Raw genomic sequence first — 17,440 nt, 5'->3', positions numbered from 1 at the left:
GGGGAGGAGAGCAACTTCCATAGCCTTTGTCTCTGCTGGTGGTCTAAACAATCAGGTTCGGTACCGGATGGGAGGTGGCGATCCAGTTCGCCACGCTCCCACGCTTTCAGGACTTCAAGCGGGTCAACCTTTTGCGCCGAATCCGCCGTCTCGGAACTCGTAGACATAGCTGTCATTCTCCACAATGGGGTCGATAATTTTCGCTCCGTTGAGCTTTGGGAACTGACGGGCATAGTGTTTCAACACGTCAGTCACAGACATTTCGGGTTGCGGGTCGGGGAGGTCGCGACCGGCGTAACGAAAAACGCGGGCAAGAGAGATTTCAACAAGTGCCATGAGTGCAATTCCTAGAAAGAGGCCGCGAGGTTCAGATTGGGTTCATCCGAGCGGCTGTCCACGCCAGAACCGCCACCTACCTGCGCAGCGTCGCCATCCTCGGCATCGGCATCGGCATCGGCATCGAGGTCAGGCGTTGCAGCCTGCTCAGTAGCTGGCGTGGCGGCTTTCGCCTGCACAGTCGCACCAATCGAGCGGATTTCATCCAGCAGGCTCACCCCCTCATCCAGCGCCTGGACGTGCTGTGTCAGGCGCTTCATCAGCGCCTCCTCGATCTCAACAGCACTCCCTACCAGGATCAGCGGGCGGCACATGGCGGCGCGAAGCTGCACTTCGTGCTCGGATGCCTTCTCAGGTGTAGGGCCGAGGTCAGCGGTAATCATCACTTTCAGCGCGTCGGCGGAGGCGGTTTCGATTGCCACATTGACGCGGTGTTGAGTGCCAGCAAGTGCAGTGGCCATTACGGAAAAAAACGTGGATTGCATGGTGATGTTCCCTGTCAGGCTTGGGTCGATTCGGATTGCTGGGGAGCGGGGTTCTTCCCGCCCTGTGCCGATAGTTGTAACGCAGGCGGCAAATAACCCAACCAGCTGAACTCTTTGAAAGCCAGGATGGCGTCGATAAGAGCGCTTGCCTTGCCGGTGGCCAGCCCCTCAAAGGCCTTTTCGCCCTTCGCCTCGTTGTAGGCGGCGGCAAAGCCTGAACGCTTGCAATCTTCGATGATGCCCGCCTTAACCTGAGCCTTGAGGTAGCTCTCGTTCATCACGAATCCTTTGGCCGGATCGACGTTGGCGTACTCCATGAACTTGAGCGACTGAGCACCCGACACGGATTTCTCGAATGCGTCAGCGCTATCCGTGCGGAATAGCGAGGCGGCAGCCATGCTGCCCATGAACGTGAGGAGTTTTTCCTCCCCGAGTTGCGCAAGCCGAATCTCGGCATCGGCGCGAGCCGTAGTCATCAGGGAGCTTGTGACTCCCATGGCCTTTTCCATCTGTGCCCGCAGCTCGCTCTTGAGGTCGCTGCGCATCTCGAAATACATGCTGACGATGGCCACTGCCAGCGCCAGCGAGCGGTCATTGAGCACGACTTGCTTGCTCATACGGGCGTAAAGGTCGAAGGCTTCACGGCGTAGCGACTTCTTCACCTGGGTGGGCTTGGCGCTTGCGGCCTTCGGCTTGGCCGGGGCTGCTCCAACAGCGCCCCCGGCAACGGTGGCTGGTGCTGTGTTCGTTACGGTGGCCAGGGCGGTTTTGTAGGCGGCGGTTTTCTCCTTGTGGCAAGGCTTGTTGAAGCACATGCCGCCGATCACGTCGCCTTCGCGCCCCCTCGACACCATGACCACAGCGCCGAAGCTTGCACAGGTAGCGCACGCCGCTGCCTGTTGCTCTCCCACACCATCCTCGCCCCGTGCCACGAGCTTCACGTATGAGTCCTTGGCGAGATTCAGCTCGCTATGAACCACCGCGTGCTCCTCCTGCGCCTCGATCAACCGAACAGAAATTAGCTGCTCGGTTTTCCGGTTCCAGCAGACAGAGTTCTGGCAGCGAGACGCCCCAAGGCTTGCCTCGAACAAATCGGCATTCGCACCCGAGTTGTGGATGCAGCTCCGGCATTCCGTGGTGTCAAAGCGTGCAGTCGAAACGTCCCGAGTCAACTCCAGCAGGCGCGCCCTGGTCTGCTCGACGGAATAGTTCTTTTCGATGATCTTCGACAGAATGCCCGCCTGATCGGGGGCGGGGAGACGACACAGCAATTCAGCGTGGCCAATCTTGATCTGCTCCTCCAGCAGGGCATCGGCCACCGCATCACAGGCATGGGCGAGCAGCAGGCGGCTGTCGAGCTTGGTTCTAGACCAGTCCAAGGCCTTCATCACCGCCAAGTGGTCGTTGGCCATGTCCTCCAGCAAAATTACGGCATGCTGGGCTTCTTCGATTGGCGTCAGGTCAGCCCGCACCTGGTTCTCCAGCGCAGCGATCAACCGCGCTTCCTGATCGCTCATAGCGCGGATCAGGGCGGGAACCTCGATCAAGCCCGCATCGTGGGCCGCCGTCCAGCGCCGGTTGCCTGCGACCACCTCATGGTCGTAGTTCGGGTCATCGCGTACTGGCCTGACCAGAATCGGCTGGATGATGCCCTTGGCACTGATCGAACGCACCAGTTGCTCATAAGCGGACTTCTTCCGGCCTTTACGCGGGTCGATTTGCGGGTTGCGGCGGATACGGCCGAGGGGGAGGACTTGGGCTACTTGCTGATTCACTTGGCTAAACTCCGTGTTTGCAATGAGTTCAGCTTCACCCATATCCGGTAAAACCCAAGCGCTGAGTCGTGCCGGATATTTCGGGCGTAAATCGTGCCTGAAAGCAGAAAAACACGCCGGATTTACGAGATATATTTTTTGCTTCACAAGCAGGGGGAGCAGACGGCTGCTCAAATTGAATGAAAATATCCACTCTCGTTTTGGCACTCATTGCCATACCGGCATCGCATGCAATGGCTGATAGCTCGCTTCCACCTTATGCCGTCGCGGCAATCTCCGAACTCAAGATAAAAGTAGTCGTCTTCCTCGGCTGCATGCTGGTCGGTACAGTGCTTGGCGCAGTGCTGGCGCGGCGCATTGGCAAGAAAAATCGAATGCTGCGCGACCTTACTTTCTCGCTTTCAGTGTTGGCTGGCTCTGGGGTCGGGATGCTTATCTTTCTCGGGAAAATGCCGTGGTGATGAAACGTCTGATTTTGGTGGACTACGAGAACATCGGGAAAATCGACCTGTCGCGGCTGGACATCTCCTACCGAGCCATCATTTTTGTAGGGGCGATGCAACAGCTACCGAAGGCTGCGCGCAGGGATTCCACAGCGCATAGATTTTCCCGCGTTGATTTTCAGAAGATCGAGGGCGTGGGCAAAAACGCCTTGGATTTTCACATTGCCTTTCATCTCGGGCGCACATTCGAAATCGCGCCAGAGACTGAGTGCATCGTCCTTTCCAAGGATAAAGGCTTCGATCCACTGCTGGCCTACCTGAATAAGCATGGTTTGACCTGCAAGAGGATTGCGGCTCTGGAGGAGTTGGTACCACAAAAGATGACAGAGCTGGTGCAACAAGTTCCTGAAAGTACCTGCAATCACTGTGGCAGGGGCAGTTGTATTGAACACTTGGGTGGAAAGTGGTGCAGCTATTGCGGTCAATTTTCTCACTCGCCGGAACAGCAGCAACTCCCCTCCCGCTCGATACCATATTCTGAAAATAGAGATACCAATGGGGGTGGCCCGCGCATGGGTACTTGCGCTTGGTGCTCCCAGCATACCGACATGAGCGACGGATTCTTCGACGAAGGTGAGTGGATGTGTCCCGGCTGTATCATCGAAAATGCCCGATGAAATGGATTGGGAGAGAGCTGTAACCTCTGCTGCCAGCACTTGCCACATCAGCTTTGGGAGAAACAAGGGGACAAATATGGGATTAAGCGACAGGGACTACATGCAGGAGCGTGCGAAACAACGCGCCCGCGAAGGGAATCAGACAGACCGCTCAGAGAACGATCCGGTAAAGGATGCCTACTACAACCCAAAAGATTTCCGTCGCGAGCGGCTTCGCATCAAAGTTCCGAACTGGGGAGGGGAAAGAGAGGGGGGCGAATCCAGTAGCCCAGGCGTTGGAACTTTGTACTCGGTCTTCCTGGTAGGGATCGTGGTGGGATTCTTTATCACCTGCCTGCTGGGCTTGCTTCGATTCGAGCTTTTCGCCTGGGGACTCCAGATGATGCAGCCGCTTGCGATGCTGTTCTTGGAAATCTAGCCATTCGCTCAACTAGAAGCCGCCTGTTCGGCGGCAATAGGTGCATTTAACTGACCTCTCTATCAACCGCCTGCACGGCGGCACACAGATCAGCGGACGCGGTTATACCACGACAGCACTTCATATTCGCCTGAACGAGGCTTTAGCGGCAGTCGGCACAGCGCCAGCAAAGCATCTTTGAGCGCTGGCGCTTTGGCGAAAGCCTTTTGCAGTGTCTTGTTATCCGACTCGACCTTGGCGGCGTTACCCGCAACGTTGGCCTGCTGGCGCGACTGAAAGGTATGCAGCGCTGGCGCTACGTCTTTCTTCCAGTCCAAATCGCCCATGATCGTCACGGCCTGCCGCACAATGCTCAGGTCAAACTCAAACGTCGCACCGGCTGCGCAAAATCGGCAGAGCGCCGGGGGCTGAGAGCGTTTCATGCTGGCGTTCGGGTTTGCGTTGCCGATGACCCCGATCATCCACGCCGCATCCAGCGGCGCATCATTGACCAGCCATTGCGCAATGTACTTCTCGCCGCTGCCGTCTTCGCTCGGCACGAAAGACAGGCCGGGCATATTCGGCATTTCGACCTTGCCGATGATAACGCTCTTGTCCGGGCTGGCGATATAGAACGCATCAATACCTGCGCCGAGCGTGTTGCTCGCAATGCCCTTTTTCATGCGGGTCTGGACGCCGATCTTGGTGGACGCCGCAGGCTCAACATCGGGTGCCAGGTAGCGGCCAATGCAGTTGTACCAGAAATCTAATTCTTGCATTTAACTTACCTCGGGTTTAATTTCTCGCCGAGATTACTTCCAGCCATCCGCGCTGTCTACTTGGAGACGATTCAATGGCAACTCACTATGTACTCGAAGGCGAAATCAAAGCAGAGCAGCCGCTGGCTACGTGCAGCGCGGCGCTGAAAGAAGCGGAAGGCGGCAAGGGTAAGCCAATCCCTGTGCCCCACATGCAGACCCCGGAAGGCAACCGTCTGTATTTCCCGGCTACCGGGATTCGCGGCAAGCTGCGCCGCGCTTTGCGTGATGTGCTGCGTGAGAACGAAATCAAACGCACTGGCAACGACAAGCCGCTGTCGCTCGACCAGCACTATCTGCTCACCCTCGGCGGCATCAAGGGTTCCGAGGAAACCGACAAGGCATCGGTGGATCAAGAATCGCAGTGGCGTGAGCGCAACGTCCTGCTGAGTCTGTTTGGTGCTGGCGATGCAGGCTACATGGGCATGGTTCATGGCCGGCTGGCCGTTGGCAATGCGATCTGTGAATCGGTCAGCGTGCCGCATGTGTTCAGCGGCGTGCGCAGTGACGACCTGTACCGCGACCGCAGCCAAATTGAGTTCTTGTCGCAGGCAGATATTAGCGCCCTGGTAGCACAGTCGCAGGGCAACCGCGATGCCTCGGGCATCAAGAAGGAAATAGCCGTACTCGACAAAGCCCGCAAAGCTGCACGCGCCGCGAAAGAGGGTGATCGTGTCGATGAACTGAGTGCCAAAATCGAACAGCTCGAAACTGACATGAAGAACGTCAAGGCTGAAACCGGGGCGAAAATGTCTATCGGTATGCCGCTCGACGGCTGGCAAGCCATTCCGGCTGGTGCGGTGATGCGCCATCGTTTCATGCTGAACAACGCCAAACCGACCGAGCTGGGTGCACTGCTTGCGGCGCTGGATCATTTCAGCGCACTGCCTACCCTCGGCGCTCACCTCGCCGCAGGATGCGGCCTCGTATCTGCCCGCTGGGAGCTGTTTAAAGTCGTTCCGGGCGAAGGCAAGACCTCGTTGGGCGTACTGGTTCTTGAGCCGTTCGCTGGCGCTGTGACCATCGAAGCGCCAGCCGACAGCGAAGTATTCGCCGCCCGCAAAGCGTTCCAAGACTACTTGGCTGGGGATCAATTCAACTTGTCGATTCCGAGTGCTGCCGCATGCAAAGCCTGACGCACTACATCGACCTCGCGCCCCACAATGGCAACGCATTCTTTGAGCTTCATGGGCGCATTGTGACGGGAGCACACCTGAGCGCCCAAGATGGGAAGCCGGTCGCGATTGATTGGCCGGGCTGGAAAAACGTACCGGGCGGGTTTGGCCCTGTGGTGCGCCTGCTTGGTGAGCCTTCGGCCATCGAACACTGCCTGTCGGTTATTTCCCCGCTGGTTGAGGCTGAGTTGGTAGATGTGTGGGGTGAAGTGAAAACGGTGCCAGATAATGCTGCCTGGTCGCACGGCTATCGCCGTCACCGCAAACCCGACAAGTGCTCACCCACTCACCAGCGCCGGCTGGAGCGTCGTGCGCTGGCGCGGGGTGAAGTGTATGAGCAGCCGGCTTATGGCGAATGGCTGAAAGCCAGTCATCGGCTGCCCATGCAGAGCCGATCCACGGGGCAGCACTTTTACATCTTCATCAAGCGTGTAAGCGCTGCTGATCTGCGTTCGGCGGAGCCCTGCGGCTATGGCTTCGGCGCGGTCGTCCCTCAATTTTAAGCCGGAGTGCTCCATGAGCGATTTAGAAAAAAAGCTGCTCCAAGTCGTGGATAACGTGCTCGGGCCGAACGGCAAAATGGTGCGTGGGAAGTGCGAGCAAGGTAAGCGCACGTTCCGCTACAACAACAAGCAGCACGAATACGCAAAAGCCGTTGCTCGCGGCTTTTGCCGGTATTCACCTGCCGAGCGAGCGGCGGCGGTCAACATGCTGCAAGCCGCCACGGGGACGGGCAAAACACTCGGCTACCTGGTGCCGGCATTCGCTTACTCTGCTATTACGGGTGAGCGTGTGATTGTTTCGACGTACACGAAGGCATTGCAGCAGCAGATTTTGAAAAACGACGCGCCTCGGGCGCAAGCTTGGGTGCAAGATGAACTGGGCGTCAGCGTGAGTTTTGCGCGCCGGGTCGGGCGCGCCAACTACCTTTCCATGCAAGCATGCCAGTATCAGAAAGCGCTTCTTGCCGATGCTGGCGCAGCCGAAGCCGCCGATTTTGTGGCTGGTGTTATCGCGTGGCTGCAAGGTGATGCGCAACAGTTGCCGACGCTCGATGACTACTTGGCCGAACTGGGGGAGGGTGCAAGCCTGCCTGACGGCTTGGATAGCAAGCTGCTGTGCCTGTCGAGTGAATCACCGGAAGTCGAAAACGAGGCTTACGCGATCGCGATGCAAGAGACGCATGCCGTCGACGTGGCGATCGTCAACCACGCGCTAGTGATGATGGACGCCATGCTTTGGACTGCACTGCTCAATCCTGGGCGCCAAGCTAGCGTACTGATCTGCGACGAGGCTGACCGCTTGACTGACGCTGCCGAGTCCGTGCTGGGCGCTGACGTGTCCATGCACCAGTTCAGCCGATTGACGCAGGAAGTGGCCGAGGCATTCAGCCTGCCGGGCATCACTGATCATGTCGGCAACCTGTACAGCGCGGTGATGGCTGTCGATCCCGGCCACGCGAAAATGGCCACATTGCCGCAAGAGGTTGAACAGCGCATCGCTGGCGTTCTGAGCGTGCTCAAGCCTCACGTCGAGAAACTGGCTTCGATCCTCGCTTCGCCGCAAAGCGAGCTGGGCGATTCTGTACACAAGAAGGCACTGATCGCCAACTTCTGTGACAGCTACAACAGCCTTGATGCCGTACAGAAGGCTGCGCGCTCACAAGGCAACACCAGCATCATCAGTTGGTCGCCGGTGCGCCACTACCCATCATTGCGAGTGGGCCAGCCTGAGCCAGCGCGCATTTTGACCCGCTTGCTTGCAAAAGCAGACTGGTGGGATGAAGACGATGGCCGCGTACTGCCTGAGCGCAGCTACCTGAAAGGTGCTCTGTTTACGTCTGCGACACTGGCAACGCCGGGGCGCACATTGCCGGCTGCTTTCGATGCCTTCGCCCACACGGTCGGCGTCATTCGTCACTGCAAAGCAGGTATGGACACGCCGATTCACAACGTCACCGCTGATCTGTATCGCGTATTCGATGCGCCAGCCGACTTCGGTGAAATGTTCTTCGTCTTGCCTGCTCCAGATGCGCCGTTGCCAACCGGCGAAGTAAGCGAAGATCAGGATTATGTTTCCGTCTCAAACCCTGAATGGCTGGCGTACACCGGGGCAATGATTCGTGAGGCAGCTAGCGCGGGCGGCAAAACGCTGGTGCTGACGCTCAGTCATGCGGATACGAAAAGCCTGGGCCTGATTCTCGCCGACGTGCCGGGCCTGATCGTCGCCAAGCAGGGCGACTCTATGAGCACGCTGAAACAGCGTTATGTCGAAACCGAAAACGCCGTGATGATATCACCGGGCGCTTGGGAAGGGCTTGACCTGCCGGGTGACGTGCAGAACCTCGTTATCACGCGCCTGCCCTTCGGCTCCCTTAATGGCTTCCGCCTGAGCCTGAAAGAAGCGGTGCTGCGTCACCGTGGCTACAGCGAAGACAAGATCACCGCCATCAAGTTTGCCGACCTCGGTGCCGAGGCGCGCCGCCGCCTCGTACAGGGCTTGGGCCGTGGGATTCGTCAGCGCGATGACCGCGTAGAGGTCTGGATTGCTGACTCGCGCTTTCCGTACCCAGAGTCTTTTTCTTCGTCACTTGACGATGCTTTGATGGTTCGGCGGCAGCGGGTGCTGGCCACGTTTGCCGGCTGCATCCCGCAACGCTTTGAAGACAGCTTCAACGCGGCTCGCTTGTTCTTGACCAGCGGTAAAGTCCACACACCGGAGCTTGTCTGATGGCAATTGATTTCAAGCTAGTAATCAAGCTCGCAACGCCATTCGTGATGAGCCGACCGCGCACCACGCTCGACGGACTGCTGTCGGCTGCCGTGTTTCGTGAAACGGGGCTCATGGGGGGCGACACAATACCCCACATCCCGCTTGAGCGTGAGGACGGCATCTTTAAAGGGAGTTGCGCGTTTGTGTCGGGTGGGTACACCCACGCCACGGTACAGCGCATTATGAACCTGCGCGGCCTTGCAGATATGACCGATGAGCACTTTGCGCCTAACTCCAAGGGCAAGGTTAAACGTTACCTTGGCGTGGACATTAAGCGCGGCCCGTACAAAGCCAACATGAGCAGTTACGCCGGCATTGACGCCAAGACCGTGATTTTCTTTGGAAAAGGTGATCCTGATCGCGTGGTTGAGCTGATCAAGAACAATATTCCTGGCCTCGGTCGCCGGGCCAATGCTGGCGCTGGCGAAATCATCGACGTGAGCTGGGTGAAGGTATCGGCTGACCGTGATTGCTCCTGGATCATGCCCAGCGGCTCGCCGGCCAGGCCGTTACCGCTCGACGTGTGGAACCGCATTAGCGGCCACCGCAAAATGCCGGTCGCTGATCTGACTGTGCGGGTGCCGTATTGGTCGGGTGAGGCTGTCCAGGCGGTCTACCCGATGGACACGGCGGCGTAACGCGGTGCTGGCGAGTCACAAAGAGGGAATCGTCTACTTGGAGCATTGCCGCATCCAGGTGGACGATGAAAGGCTCTGCTTGGTGCGCTCGAAAGACGCACTGGAGAAGTTCTGGAGCATTCCGCACGCGGCGACTCTTTCCATCTTGCTCGGCCCTGGTACTTCGTTAACTCAGGCAGCGGCGAAGTTTCTGGGGAGCGAGGGTGTACTTGTCGCATTTGTAGGTGGCGAGGGGACGCCGATCTATTACGCATCCCAAAACGAATACAGGCCAACCGAGTACCTGCAAGCATGGGTTCGGAGTTGGAGTGAGCCAAATACTCGCTTGGCGATGGCGAAAGTTTTCCAGTCAGCGAGAGTCAAAATGCTCAGGAAAACAGCCAGCGTTTTTGCCGAACTGAACCCGTGCGAACAGGCGATATTCAGGTTTGAGCAAGAGACAAGGGCGGCTACGTCAGAAGCTCAGATACTGGCAGAAGAAGGCGTGTTATCGAAGGTGCTTTATCGCGCATGTGCTGGCGCAGCGGCCATGGATGGTTTTACCCGAGATCATCAAGGCGATGATTCGGCGAACAAGCTGCTATCGACCGGGAACTACTTAGCCTACGGGCTGGCAGCATCCTCGCTCTGGCTTCTCGGGATTCCGCACAGCCTTCCAGTCGTCCACGGTCGTACTCGGCGGGGTGGCTTAGTGTTCGACCTGGCGGATGTAGTCAAAGACGCTTGCGTCATGCCGACAGCTTTTCGCAGTGCCGCGCTCGGCGACGACAGGGCCGAATTTAGGGCCAAGTGCATTGCTGTCTTCGATAAATACCGGGTTTTGGAAACCATGATCGAAACAATTAAGGACGCTTGTGATTGTCATCGCCGTTGATGAGAGCCAAAAGCGTTCGCTGAGGAGATCCAGGCGAGTGTTATCCAAATGGCTCAGCCAAATAGGCTCTCGCACATGGACTGGGAGCCTAAGCCAAGAGGGTATCCAGCAGATGCGCAGCGAGCTTGCAAAGGCAGCGAGTAAAACCAGTGCTGTGGCCGTTTTTGCTGTGCGATCAGGGCGCAGAATGACTCTTTTGTTCTTCTGTGGTGCTCGAACCGATTGGGATGAAAATGGCTGGTTTTCTCATAAATCTATCAGCGCAAAATGCCTCATTGATAGTGACTATTTATTGAAGCAAGTGATTGAAAAATAGAAAGTAATCGCGGATTTATAACAGTGTGCCGCCGTGTAGGTGGCTTGAAGTGTCTTGAATTCGAGTGATGCAGGGGGCTTGGTGTGTGCCGCCGTGTAGGTGGCTTGAAGTGGTATGGCGTGTCCAGGCATCGAAAGGATTTCGTGTGCCGCCGTGTAGGTGGCTTGAAGTTTGAGGCCGGGGGACCAGCGGCACTGGTTGAAGTGTGCCGCCGTGTAGGTGGCTTGAAGTGAGAAAATCCAGGTACGCGAGGCGGGGCTAGAGTGTGCCGCCGTGTAGGTGGCTTGAAGTAGCACAAGCCCGAGCTGGTCGGCCCCCCATGCGTGTGCCGCCGTGTAGGTGGCTTGAAGTTGGAAACGCCCCTTTTGCCCTGATTTGCCCCTGTGTGCCGCCGTGTAGGTGGCTTGAAGTACGCATCAGCGCTGGTAATCAATTCACGTTCAGGTGTGCCGCCGTGTAGGTGGCTTGAAGTAAATTCCCCGAGTTCGCCCGCAAGTACCTGGAGTGTGCCGCCGTGTAGGTGGCTTGAAGTGCTGGCGTGGACAAACACTCGGTTCCAGTTGTGTGTGCCGCCGTGTAGGTGGCTTGAAGTCTACGTCTGCGATTACAAAAACACGGGCGGAGTGTGCCGCCGTGTAGGTGGCTTGAAGTGATCGGCCGGCCTGGCAATTGACAGCGATATTTGTGTGCCGCCGTGTAGGTGGCTTGAAGTAGATTGCCCAGCTCGTCGCATCCGCCCTTGTGCGTGTGCCGCCGTGTAGGTGGCTTGAAGTAGGAAGATGCCACTGCGCTGGCTGCCTTGGGTGGTGTGCCGCCGTGTAGGTGGCTTGAAGGAGGCTGGCTGCCAAGGGCAAAGCTATCCATTCGTGTGCCGCCGTGTAGGTGGCTTGAAGGCATAAGCAAGAGAGGTAGTGTGAGCATGTTTTGTGTGCCGCCGTGTAGGTGGCTTGAAGGTGCGATAGTCAGCGCACTGACGATTGCAAGCAGTGTGCCGCCGCGTAGGTGGCTTGAGGCTGCGGAATCGTTGAAGACGGCTGCGAAACTGTGTGCCACCGTATGGGCGGCTTGAAGGTACGATCTCGGGAATTTGCGTATCTGGGATACATGTGCCGCCGTCTAGGCGGCTTATAAGAACCAGTGGGGCATCGTCATCGGACGGCTTTTGTATGCCGCCGTCTAGGTGGCTTGTAGGCATAAGCAGGAAATGGGAGGTGAGCCCTGTTTGTATGCCGCCGCGTAGGCGGTTTGGGAAATAATCGACCGATCTAGGGGCAGACGGGCTAGGTGTGCCCCTGTGTAGGCGGTTTGAAGGCGTATGTTTCGAGTAGCCCAATAAGCTCGAGTCAGCGCCGTTTTTTGGGGTTCAACAGTGTTGCGCGATAAGCCTCGCCCTTCAGGGCAGTGAGGATGTCAACGATACAAAGAATTACTGACCAATAAACACCGCCTCAACTGCCGCCAAGGCTTGGCGCGCCCCCTCAAGCTCCGGCTGTATCAGCGTTAAGCCCCCCAGGTCGTTGCTCATCACCGACACGCAATCCTGAAGCGCTTTTTTGGCCTCAGTGAGAGCAGCCAACAGAGTAGAATCTTTGGCCTCCGCAGTAGTCGATGCCCCTTCTACTACGCTGAGGCGTTTGCTGAGAACGAAGTAGATGTGCGGGAAAACCAACTCCTGGACAACGCCTGCATTCTTCGCTGCTTTGGCTGACGCTTCTTCGACGATAGAAATCAGCTCTGCCTTGTGGATCGGGTTGAATAGTTGCATGTGGTGGCTCCCAGTGATGAATGCCCCCAGCATGCCGACCATTCCGCAAAACCCAAGCCGTCAAGCACGCACTCTGCCGAAGGTCGAGCAAGCGGCTTACCCCTTGACGCCTGCATGGCAAGTTGCACGCATGGCAGACACAGCGGGGTACCACCAGCGGATCAACCCGGTAATGTTCGTAGCAACGAAACAACCATTCAGCAGCAACAATCCCCAGGCCTGCGCGAGAACGGCGTAGCAGCAGAGGCTCAAGCTCGACACGAGGAATAGCCACCATCCCCACGGAGAAACACGGGTATTGGTGGAGATCATCAGCGCGCCGAGGACGCCACAGAGGCTTCCGATCCACTCGAAATACAGGGTCATAGGTCAGTCCTTCACATGTTCCAGGGAGATTTCTTCGGCTCGAATTTCATTGATGATCCGATGAGCATTGAGCCGACACTGGACGGGATACGCCAGAGGATCGTGGCCTCGGCGCTCAAAAGCTACGATGAGCTGGGCCTTCCAGGCGATACCAGATGACTTCGGGTCGGGAGCTAAGCCGCGGCCAGCACCAATGCGGGCTTGCCGGTAGCACCGACTCCAATTAGCCCTGGTCGCGCTGTACCGGCCAAGACTGGGTTTACGAGGGAAACACATAGGCACCCCTCAGATAAGCGCAAATTTGCGGAGGGAGTCACCGAGCGTCCCTGTCCATACAGCGCCCGACTTCGAGCTTTCCCCGTGATAGACGTTGAAGTGCTCGCCCTTCTTGATCGAATTCGGAACACAGGCACGCCGCACCACATGATGCCCGTCGATATCGAAATCCTGAAAACCGTGATGGGAGTTCACCAAGCGAGCGGTGAAGGTCAGTGGCTCTTTGGAGTTTTTCTGGCTCATGCAAATGACTCGATTGAACTGGATAGCCTTCAGGGTGAATGCGTCCGCAGAAAACCCAACTCCAATAGCCGGGCCGAATTTGTCCAACAGGCTGTTGGACGACCTCCATTTCAGGCACAAAACCAGCGTGAAAACGCGCCCGGCCTAGTTCCCAGCCCGATAGCATCAGGCCAAGCCACAGTGGCTTGCCAACCAATCACAGGGAATATTTTTCATGCAGAACGAACAACTTGAATACGCGGGTTTCTGGGCGAGAACAGGGGCGTGCATTGTTGACGGCATATTTTTCATGCTGCTGGAGTTGCCGCTCCTGATGATGATCTATGGCACGGGCTATTTCAGCAGCGACAAGCTGATCCAAGGGCCAGCGGATTTTGCAATCAACTTTGTCCTGCCAGCGATCCTGACGGTAGTTCTGTGGCGTCGTCTCCAGGCTACGCCGGGGAAGATGGCGCTGAAATTGCGGGTGCTCGACGCTGAAAGCGGCAACACCGCAAGCGTTCGACAGTGCATCGGCCGGTACCTCGGCTATGTAGTGTCGACCCTACCGCTGGGACTTGGCTTCTTCTGGGCGGCATTCGATCGCCGTAAGCAGGGGTGGCACGACAAGCTCGCCGGAACAGTGGTGGTACGCGAGCTCAGAACACAGCCGGTGAAATTCCGGAGCTGATCACCCTGCTCAGTTGAGCCGGACGTGGCGTTCTGGCTCATCCACCAGCCGTCCGTGGTTGGGAGTTTTTCAACCCATGGGATGCTGGCCACATCAACTGATCAAGGGAAGCGTAATGAGCAAGCAAACCAGCGAAGCCCAACCGGAGCTTGAAGTCGTAGCCACCATCGAAGTGATGAGCTACGACGAAGAGACGACCTACATCGAAACCCGCAGCGATCGGATCAACTTCGACAATGCAATCAACGATGATGCCCTGGTGTTCAAATCCGACGCCGAGCGCGTAATTTCTGGCCTGAGCTACAAAGCCGAGCTGTACGACGAGGTATGGGGCAAAGCCAAGGCGTTGGGATTCATGAATGTGACTATGGCGTTGGAGGAGGTGGAGAAGCTGCGCACCAACCCTGCGATTGCCGGGCTGCTCGAGGCCCTGGGGAAAATCGCAACTGGCTCCACAGGCATCATGGATCGCGACTCCGAGCTTGCCCAGATAGCAGCGGATGCGCTCACCAACTATCGCACCAGTCTGTCCTGAAAGGGCGATGAGTAACGATCCCGGCCGCCAATTCATCGGGCCATCAATAGGAATTCAAGGAAAGTCCCATGAACCGCGAAATAAAAGACCTTGAGCAGCGTGCCTTGAACAGTTCGGCCAAAGCCAGCTCGCTGATTCGTAAGCTGCTAAGCGGCTCGCCGCATGCGTCCCTGGATAGCGTGGAGATCCAAGTAGCCGAGCTCCAGGCTGTCCGAAATGAATTGGCTGACCGCACTGGTCGGAGCGCATTGGAATAGGTAAAAAATCCCGCGACATCCCAGCCCCGTTCTTCGGGGCTGAGCCCGCAGGGAAGGCGCAATTCTTGCTCCTCCAATAGAGGATACAGTCAGACCGTCAGACACTGACAATGGATGGCCTTCTGATGCACGGCATTGGTTTGGAACATGCCTAGTGACATTTTCTATGTGAAAAAATACCTGACGGGCCGAATTTGAAGGAAGTTGGTGCAATGTGGGGACTCAAGATGCAACGGGTGCGTACAACAGTAAGCAGCATCCTGACTCGGAAAAAGGACAGTGCTGATCGGCCGTTTATTGGCCCATACGTTCAGCAGGCAATAGTCGGTGGAGCGAAACTCGCTCCCATGATGCCGCTCTACGGTCTGATGGTTTGGGCCATGGGCGATTACGAGGGCCTGCGGCAGTTCTTATCCTCGGCGAGCAGTGCTGAGATGAGCCAGACGGTATTGATGTTCATCGTCGCGGGTTTCGCGCTGGGCGGCGCTGTACAGGTGCTGGTTGACGCGAGCACTCCAAGCCTGAGCTCCCAAGGAGCTTGGGAACCAGACTTCGAGCGTACCGAAACTGAGAAGTGGTACTGGGCTCAGCGACCAAACGGTGAAGAGTGGGCGGTGCGGGAAGCCACAACTGAACGCTGCTCACCGCACATCGACGTGCGCTGGGCCATGGGCGATCTGATCAAGGAACTTCAGCGCCCCGAGAACCGGACTGGCTCTGACTTCCTCGATCACAAGGTGATGAAGCTGCTCGGCATGCAGGCCCAGGCGCAGGGCCTGAAGCCAACACAGGGGTTGGATGACGCCAAGCGTTTGCTTGAGTTGCGCTATGGCGGAGTGCCTTCCCGGCTTGAATGGGATGCCAAGGCAGAAGAATTGCCACCGAGCTTCAAGGCGTACATCACCGTGCGCGTGCAGTCGAAGGCCCCGACGATGGAGCCGGAGCCCTGGCAGCGCTGCCTGATCGCGGACGGCCCGTCCGAGGCTCTAGCCGTCACCATCGCCGCGATTACTCGCGAGACCTGGACATTCAAATCCCAAGTGTGAGGTCGTTATGTTTCCGAAAGAGATCAAGGCTGAGCGTGAGCTGCTGGAAGGTGGCCGGTTTGCTTTCAACCTGCGTCACGACACCCTGGGCGAGCTGGGACGGATCGTGCTGCAACCTGCGCAGCTCGGCGGCAGTCACGTCTCCTATGAGGTCATCGATTTGCCTGATGGCCGCTTCAATCAGCGCAAGGCGATGATGGATTCGCTGGCCAAGACCGTCACGGCCGCGTTTGAAAAGGCCCGGCGCTAGCCATGGTTCGCTAAGTCATTGAAAACCCAGCCAACCTTGGCTCGCGAAAACCTTAGCGTACGAATTTTCCCGAATTCTGCGGGCTCCCGATACTCCCTCTTCAGTAGGAAAAGAATGATGATCGATGCAATCGCCCAGCGTTTGGGCTTCATTCGGGTGGCAGTTGTTAGGGATCAACTCCAGTTTGCTCGAAACATCTCCAAGCGACTGGATGAACATCGAGAGGTGGTTGAGCAGATCCAATCTCAAACGAATCTATTCACAGAATGCCCGTGGCACGTCAGCCACATGGCCACGCAAGACGACTACCTCATGCGGATCTATCGGATGGTGCATGGTGCCTGGCCCGACCATTCCGATGAAGTTCACCGTCAGCACTGGTACGGTGAATTTATTCGTCAGCGTCCCCAGCTGCTTGGTGGTTGCGGCTTGCCTGAGTACCGCCCGCAAGACAACGTGAGTAATTCCGACGCTCCAGCGTCCTGAAAACGAATCTCCTTCTCCTCCTCCCGCGATAGCCTCCTGATCGAATACACCAGGAGGATTCGCTCTCATGAAAATCCGCAGTCTCTGCGCCCTCGGCAAAATGAGGGCGTACTCCGCTGACCGACAAATGGTCACTCTCTCGCCCAAGGCATTCAGCATCCCCGACGGCGTAGATCCGCTTGAGCACGAGCCTGAAGCGATTCACGACTTCATCCAGAGAAACCGCTGGCTCCATGCAAACTGCATCGTCGGCCTGCACAACAGCCACAATCAGCTACTGGAACCAGGCGAGGTAGTCATGAGCGGTACCCGCTCGTCCCTGATGCGATGCCTGCTGCGATGGGAGGCGCTGCGTATCCTCCCTGTATGGATCGATGGCTTCGACAGCCTTTCTGATGATGAGCGCGCTACACGCGCCAAGCAGCTCGAATGCCTTGACCAGGCCCGCCACCAGCTCCTTTCCGTCGATAGCTGGTATCAGACTGACCAGGAACATTACGAGATAGCGCGTGCAGTCATGCGTACTGGTCACTGGGCGCTGGAAAACCTCCCCCCACTTGATGGGCTGGCGTGGCCAACCGGAGAGATCTTCGACCTGAAAAACCCCAGCCTTTCTGCTGAGGCCGTTGAGACCGGATACCTCGAAGGGATATTTTCCATGATTGAGCGAAAGGGCCGGTTTCATGGGGAGTGCGGGAGCATTCCAGCAGACGAATTGTTCGGTATTGCGCTCATGAGCCCCAAGTCCGGATATGAGTTGCTGGTCAGGCTGCATATACAGATCGAAGCAAACCGTGCTGAAGCAGCCTATGCCCGCCGGCAGCGGGCAATTGCCTGACC

Annotated in this window: 23 protein-coding genes and 1 CRISPR repeat array; of the genes, 16 read left to right on the top strand and 7 right to left on the bottom strand. The window is 57.4% G+C overall.

Annotated features, from left to right (window positions below):
- Positions 1–123: 123 nt before the first annotated feature.
- From JFT63_RS24670 to JFT63_RS24660, 3 genes are read right to left on the bottom strand one after another with little or no spacing between them, the layout of a single operon-like run.
- Positions 124–336, bottom strand: coding sequence for a PRTRC system protein C (locus JFT63_RS24670; protein WP_011600742.1), 213 nt, complete (start codon positions 334–336; stop codon positions 124–126).
- Positions 337–347: 11 nt separating this feature from the next.
- Entirely contained in the window at positions 348–821 is a 474-nt protein-coding gene (locus tag JFT63_RS24665) for a hypothetical protein (RefSeq protein WP_198844941.1), read from the bottom strand.
- Positions 822–835: 14 nt separating this feature from the next.
- Entirely contained in the window at positions 836–2,596 is a 1,761-nt protein-coding gene (locus tag JFT63_RS24660; protein ID WP_198844940.1) for a PRTRC system ParB family protein, read from the bottom strand.
- Between the two features lie 179 nt (positions 2,597–2,775).
- Between JFT63_RS24660 and JFT63_RS24655 the strand changes: the two genes are divergently transcribed.
- The 3 genes from JFT63_RS24655 (at position 2,776) to JFT63_RS24645 (ending at position 4,134) form a co-directional block, all read left to right on the top strand.
- Positions 2,776–3,057 carry a hypothetical protein gene (locus JFT63_RS24655; RefSeq protein WP_047882950.1) on the top strand — a complete coding sequence of 94 codons (282 nt, stop codon included), beginning with the start codon at positions 2,776–2,778 and terminating at the stop codon, positions 3,055–3,057.
- Positions 3,057–3,716 carry a PIN domain-containing protein gene (locus JFT63_RS24650; protein WP_053060111.1) on the top strand — a complete coding sequence of 220 codons (660 nt, stop codon included), beginning with the start codon at positions 3,057–3,059 and terminating at the stop codon, positions 3,714–3,716. The genes JFT63_RS24655 and JFT63_RS24650 overlap by 1 nt, the downstream gene beginning before the upstream one ends.
- A 76-nt stretch (positions 3,717–3,792) precedes the next feature.
- Complete coding sequence (locus tag JFT63_RS24645; protein ID WP_198844939.1) at positions 3,793–4,134, top strand: hypothetical protein; 342 nt, start codon at positions 3,793–3,795, stop codon at positions 4,132–4,134.
- Between the two features lie 89 nt (positions 4,135–4,223).
- On the opposite strand, the gene JFT63_RS24640 is transcribed toward JFT63_RS24645, so the two are convergent.
- The gene (locus JFT63_RS24640; RefSeq protein WP_023093822.1) at positions 4,224–4,892 is read right to left on the bottom strand and encodes a hypothetical protein; all 669 of its coding nucleotides are present in this window, start codon (positions 4,890–4,892) and stop codon (positions 4,224–4,226) included.
- Between the two features lie 74 nt (positions 4,893–4,966).
- Here JFT63_RS24640 and JFT63_RS24635 point away from each other — a divergent pair, with 74 nt between their 5' ends.
- The 6 genes from JFT63_RS24635 to JFT63_RS29985 are packed head-to-tail and all read left to right on the top strand — an operon-like array spanning position 4,967 to position 10,706.
- A complete protein-coding gene (locus tag JFT63_RS24635) occupies positions 4,967–6,067 on the top strand; it encodes an RAMP superfamily CRISPR-associated protein (RefSeq protein WP_023093823.1) in 1,101 nt (366 codons plus the stop codon).
- The gene (locus JFT63_RS24630) at positions 6,055–6,609 is read left to right on the top strand and encodes a type I-F CRISPR-associated endoribonuclease Cas6/Csy4 (protein ID WP_023093824.1); all 555 of its coding nucleotides are present in this window, start codon (positions 6,055–6,057) and stop codon (positions 6,607–6,609) included. The genes JFT63_RS24635 and JFT63_RS24630 overlap by 13 nt, the downstream gene beginning before the upstream one ends.
- A gap of 13 nt (positions 6,610–6,622) precedes the next feature.
- Positions 6,623–8,836: an ATP-dependent DNA helicase gene (locus JFT63_RS24625; protein WP_023093825.1), complete on the top strand. Its 2,214-nt coding sequence runs from the start codon at positions 6,623–6,625 to the stop codon at positions 8,834–8,836.
- The gene (locus tag JFT63_RS24620; RefSeq protein WP_023093826.1) at positions 8,836–9,516 is read left to right on the top strand and encodes a hypothetical protein; all 681 of its coding nucleotides are present in this window, start codon (positions 8,836–8,838) and stop codon (positions 9,514–9,516) included. Before JFT63_RS24625 ends, JFT63_RS24620 begins: the two co-directional genes overlap by 1 nt.
- Positions 9,473–10,390, top strand: a complete 918-nt coding sequence (gene cas1f, locus JFT63_RS24615; protein WP_306297916.1) for a type I-F CRISPR-associated endonuclease Cas1f — start codon at positions 9,473–9,475, stop codon at positions 10,388–10,390. The genes JFT63_RS24620 and cas1f overlap by 44 nt, the downstream gene beginning before the upstream one ends.
- Positions 10,371–10,706 carry a hypothetical protein gene (locus tag JFT63_RS29985; protein WP_322960085.1) on the top strand — a complete coding sequence of 112 codons (336 nt, stop codon included), beginning with the start codon at positions 10,371–10,373 and terminating at the stop codon, positions 10,704–10,706. The genes cas1f and JFT63_RS29985 overlap by 20 nt, the downstream gene beginning before the upstream one ends.
- 23 nt (positions 10,707–10,729) lie before the next feature.
- Positions 10,730–11,778: direct repeats of the CRISPR family, unit length 28 nt; unit sequence GTGTGCCGCCGTGTAGGTGGCTTGAAGT.
- A 354-nt stretch (positions 11,779–12,132) separates the two neighbouring features.
- Here JFT63_RS29985 and JFT63_RS24605 read toward each other — a convergent pair.
- The 3 genes from JFT63_RS24605 to JFT63_RS24595 all read right to left on the bottom strand — a co-directional run bounded on the left by JFT63_RS24605 (position 12,133) and on the right by JFT63_RS24595 (position 13,356).
- Positions 12,133–12,471 (bottom strand): hypothetical protein, encoded by a 339-nt coding sequence (locus JFT63_RS24605; protein ID WP_131657990.1) that lies wholly within the window; start codon positions 12,469–12,471, stop codon positions 12,133–12,135.
- 96 nt (positions 12,472–12,567) lie between these two features.
- Positions 12,568–12,837, bottom strand: coding sequence for a nicotinamide mononucleotide transporter (locus tag JFT63_RS24600; protein ID WP_033039679.1), 270 nt, complete (start codon positions 12,835–12,837; stop codon positions 12,568–12,570).
- A 285-nt stretch (positions 12,838–13,122) separates the two neighbouring features.
- The gene (locus JFT63_RS24595) at positions 13,123–13,356 is read right to left on the bottom strand and encodes a hypothetical protein (protein ID WP_131657991.1); all 234 of its coding nucleotides are present in this window, start codon (positions 13,354–13,356) and stop codon (positions 13,123–13,125) included.
- A gap of 214 nt (positions 13,357–13,570) precedes the next feature.
- Here JFT63_RS24595 and JFT63_RS24590 point away from each other — a divergent pair, with 214 nt between their 5' ends.
- The 7 genes from JFT63_RS24590 to JFT63_RS24560 all read left to right on the top strand — a co-directional run bounded on the left by JFT63_RS24590 (position 13,571) and on the right by JFT63_RS24560 (position 17,438).
- Positions 13,571–14,026, top strand: a complete 456-nt coding sequence (locus tag JFT63_RS24590) for an RDD family protein (RefSeq protein ID WP_033039684.1) — start codon at positions 13,571–13,573, stop codon at positions 14,024–14,026.
- Between the two features lie 115 nt (positions 14,027–14,141).
- Positions 14,142–14,561, top strand: coding sequence for a hypothetical protein (locus tag JFT63_RS24585; protein ID WP_033039687.1), 420 nt, complete (start codon positions 14,142–14,144; stop codon positions 14,559–14,561).
- A gap of 68 nt (positions 14,562–14,629) precedes the next feature.
- Complete coding sequence (locus JFT63_RS24580) at positions 14,630–14,818, top strand: hypothetical protein (protein ID WP_033039690.1); 189 nt, start codon at positions 14,630–14,632, stop codon at positions 14,816–14,818.
- A 212-nt stretch (positions 14,819–15,030) separates the two neighbouring features.
- Positions 15,031–15,864 (top strand): hypothetical protein, encoded by an 834-nt coding sequence (locus JFT63_RS24575; RefSeq protein ID WP_198844938.1) that lies wholly within the window; start codon positions 15,031–15,033, stop codon positions 15,862–15,864.
- A 7-nt stretch (positions 15,865–15,871) separates the two neighbouring features.
- On the top strand, positions 15,872–16,114 hold the full coding sequence (locus JFT63_RS24570; protein ID WP_033039694.1) for a hypothetical protein: 243 nt from the start codon (positions 15,872–15,874) through the stop codon (positions 16,112–16,114).
- 117 nt (positions 16,115–16,231) lie between these two features.
- Positions 16,232–16,600: a hypothetical protein gene (locus JFT63_RS24565; protein ID WP_033039696.1), complete on the top strand. Its 369-nt coding sequence runs from the start codon at positions 16,232–16,234 to the stop codon at positions 16,598–16,600.
- 67 nt (positions 16,601–16,667) lie between these two features.
- Positions 16,668–17,438: a hypothetical protein gene (locus tag JFT63_RS24560; protein ID WP_047296946.1), complete on the top strand. Its 771-nt coding sequence runs from the start codon at positions 16,668–16,670 to the stop codon at positions 17,436–17,438.
- Positions 17,439–17,440 lie beyond the last annotated feature (2 nt).

The organism is Pseudomonas sp. MF7453 (assembly GCF_016405455.1).
Classification (GTDB): domain Bacteria; phylum Pseudomonadota; class Gammaproteobacteria; order Pseudomonadales; family Pseudomonadaceae; genus Aquipseudomonas; species Aquipseudomonas paralactis.
This window is presented reverse-complemented; position numbering and strand designations above follow the sequence as displayed.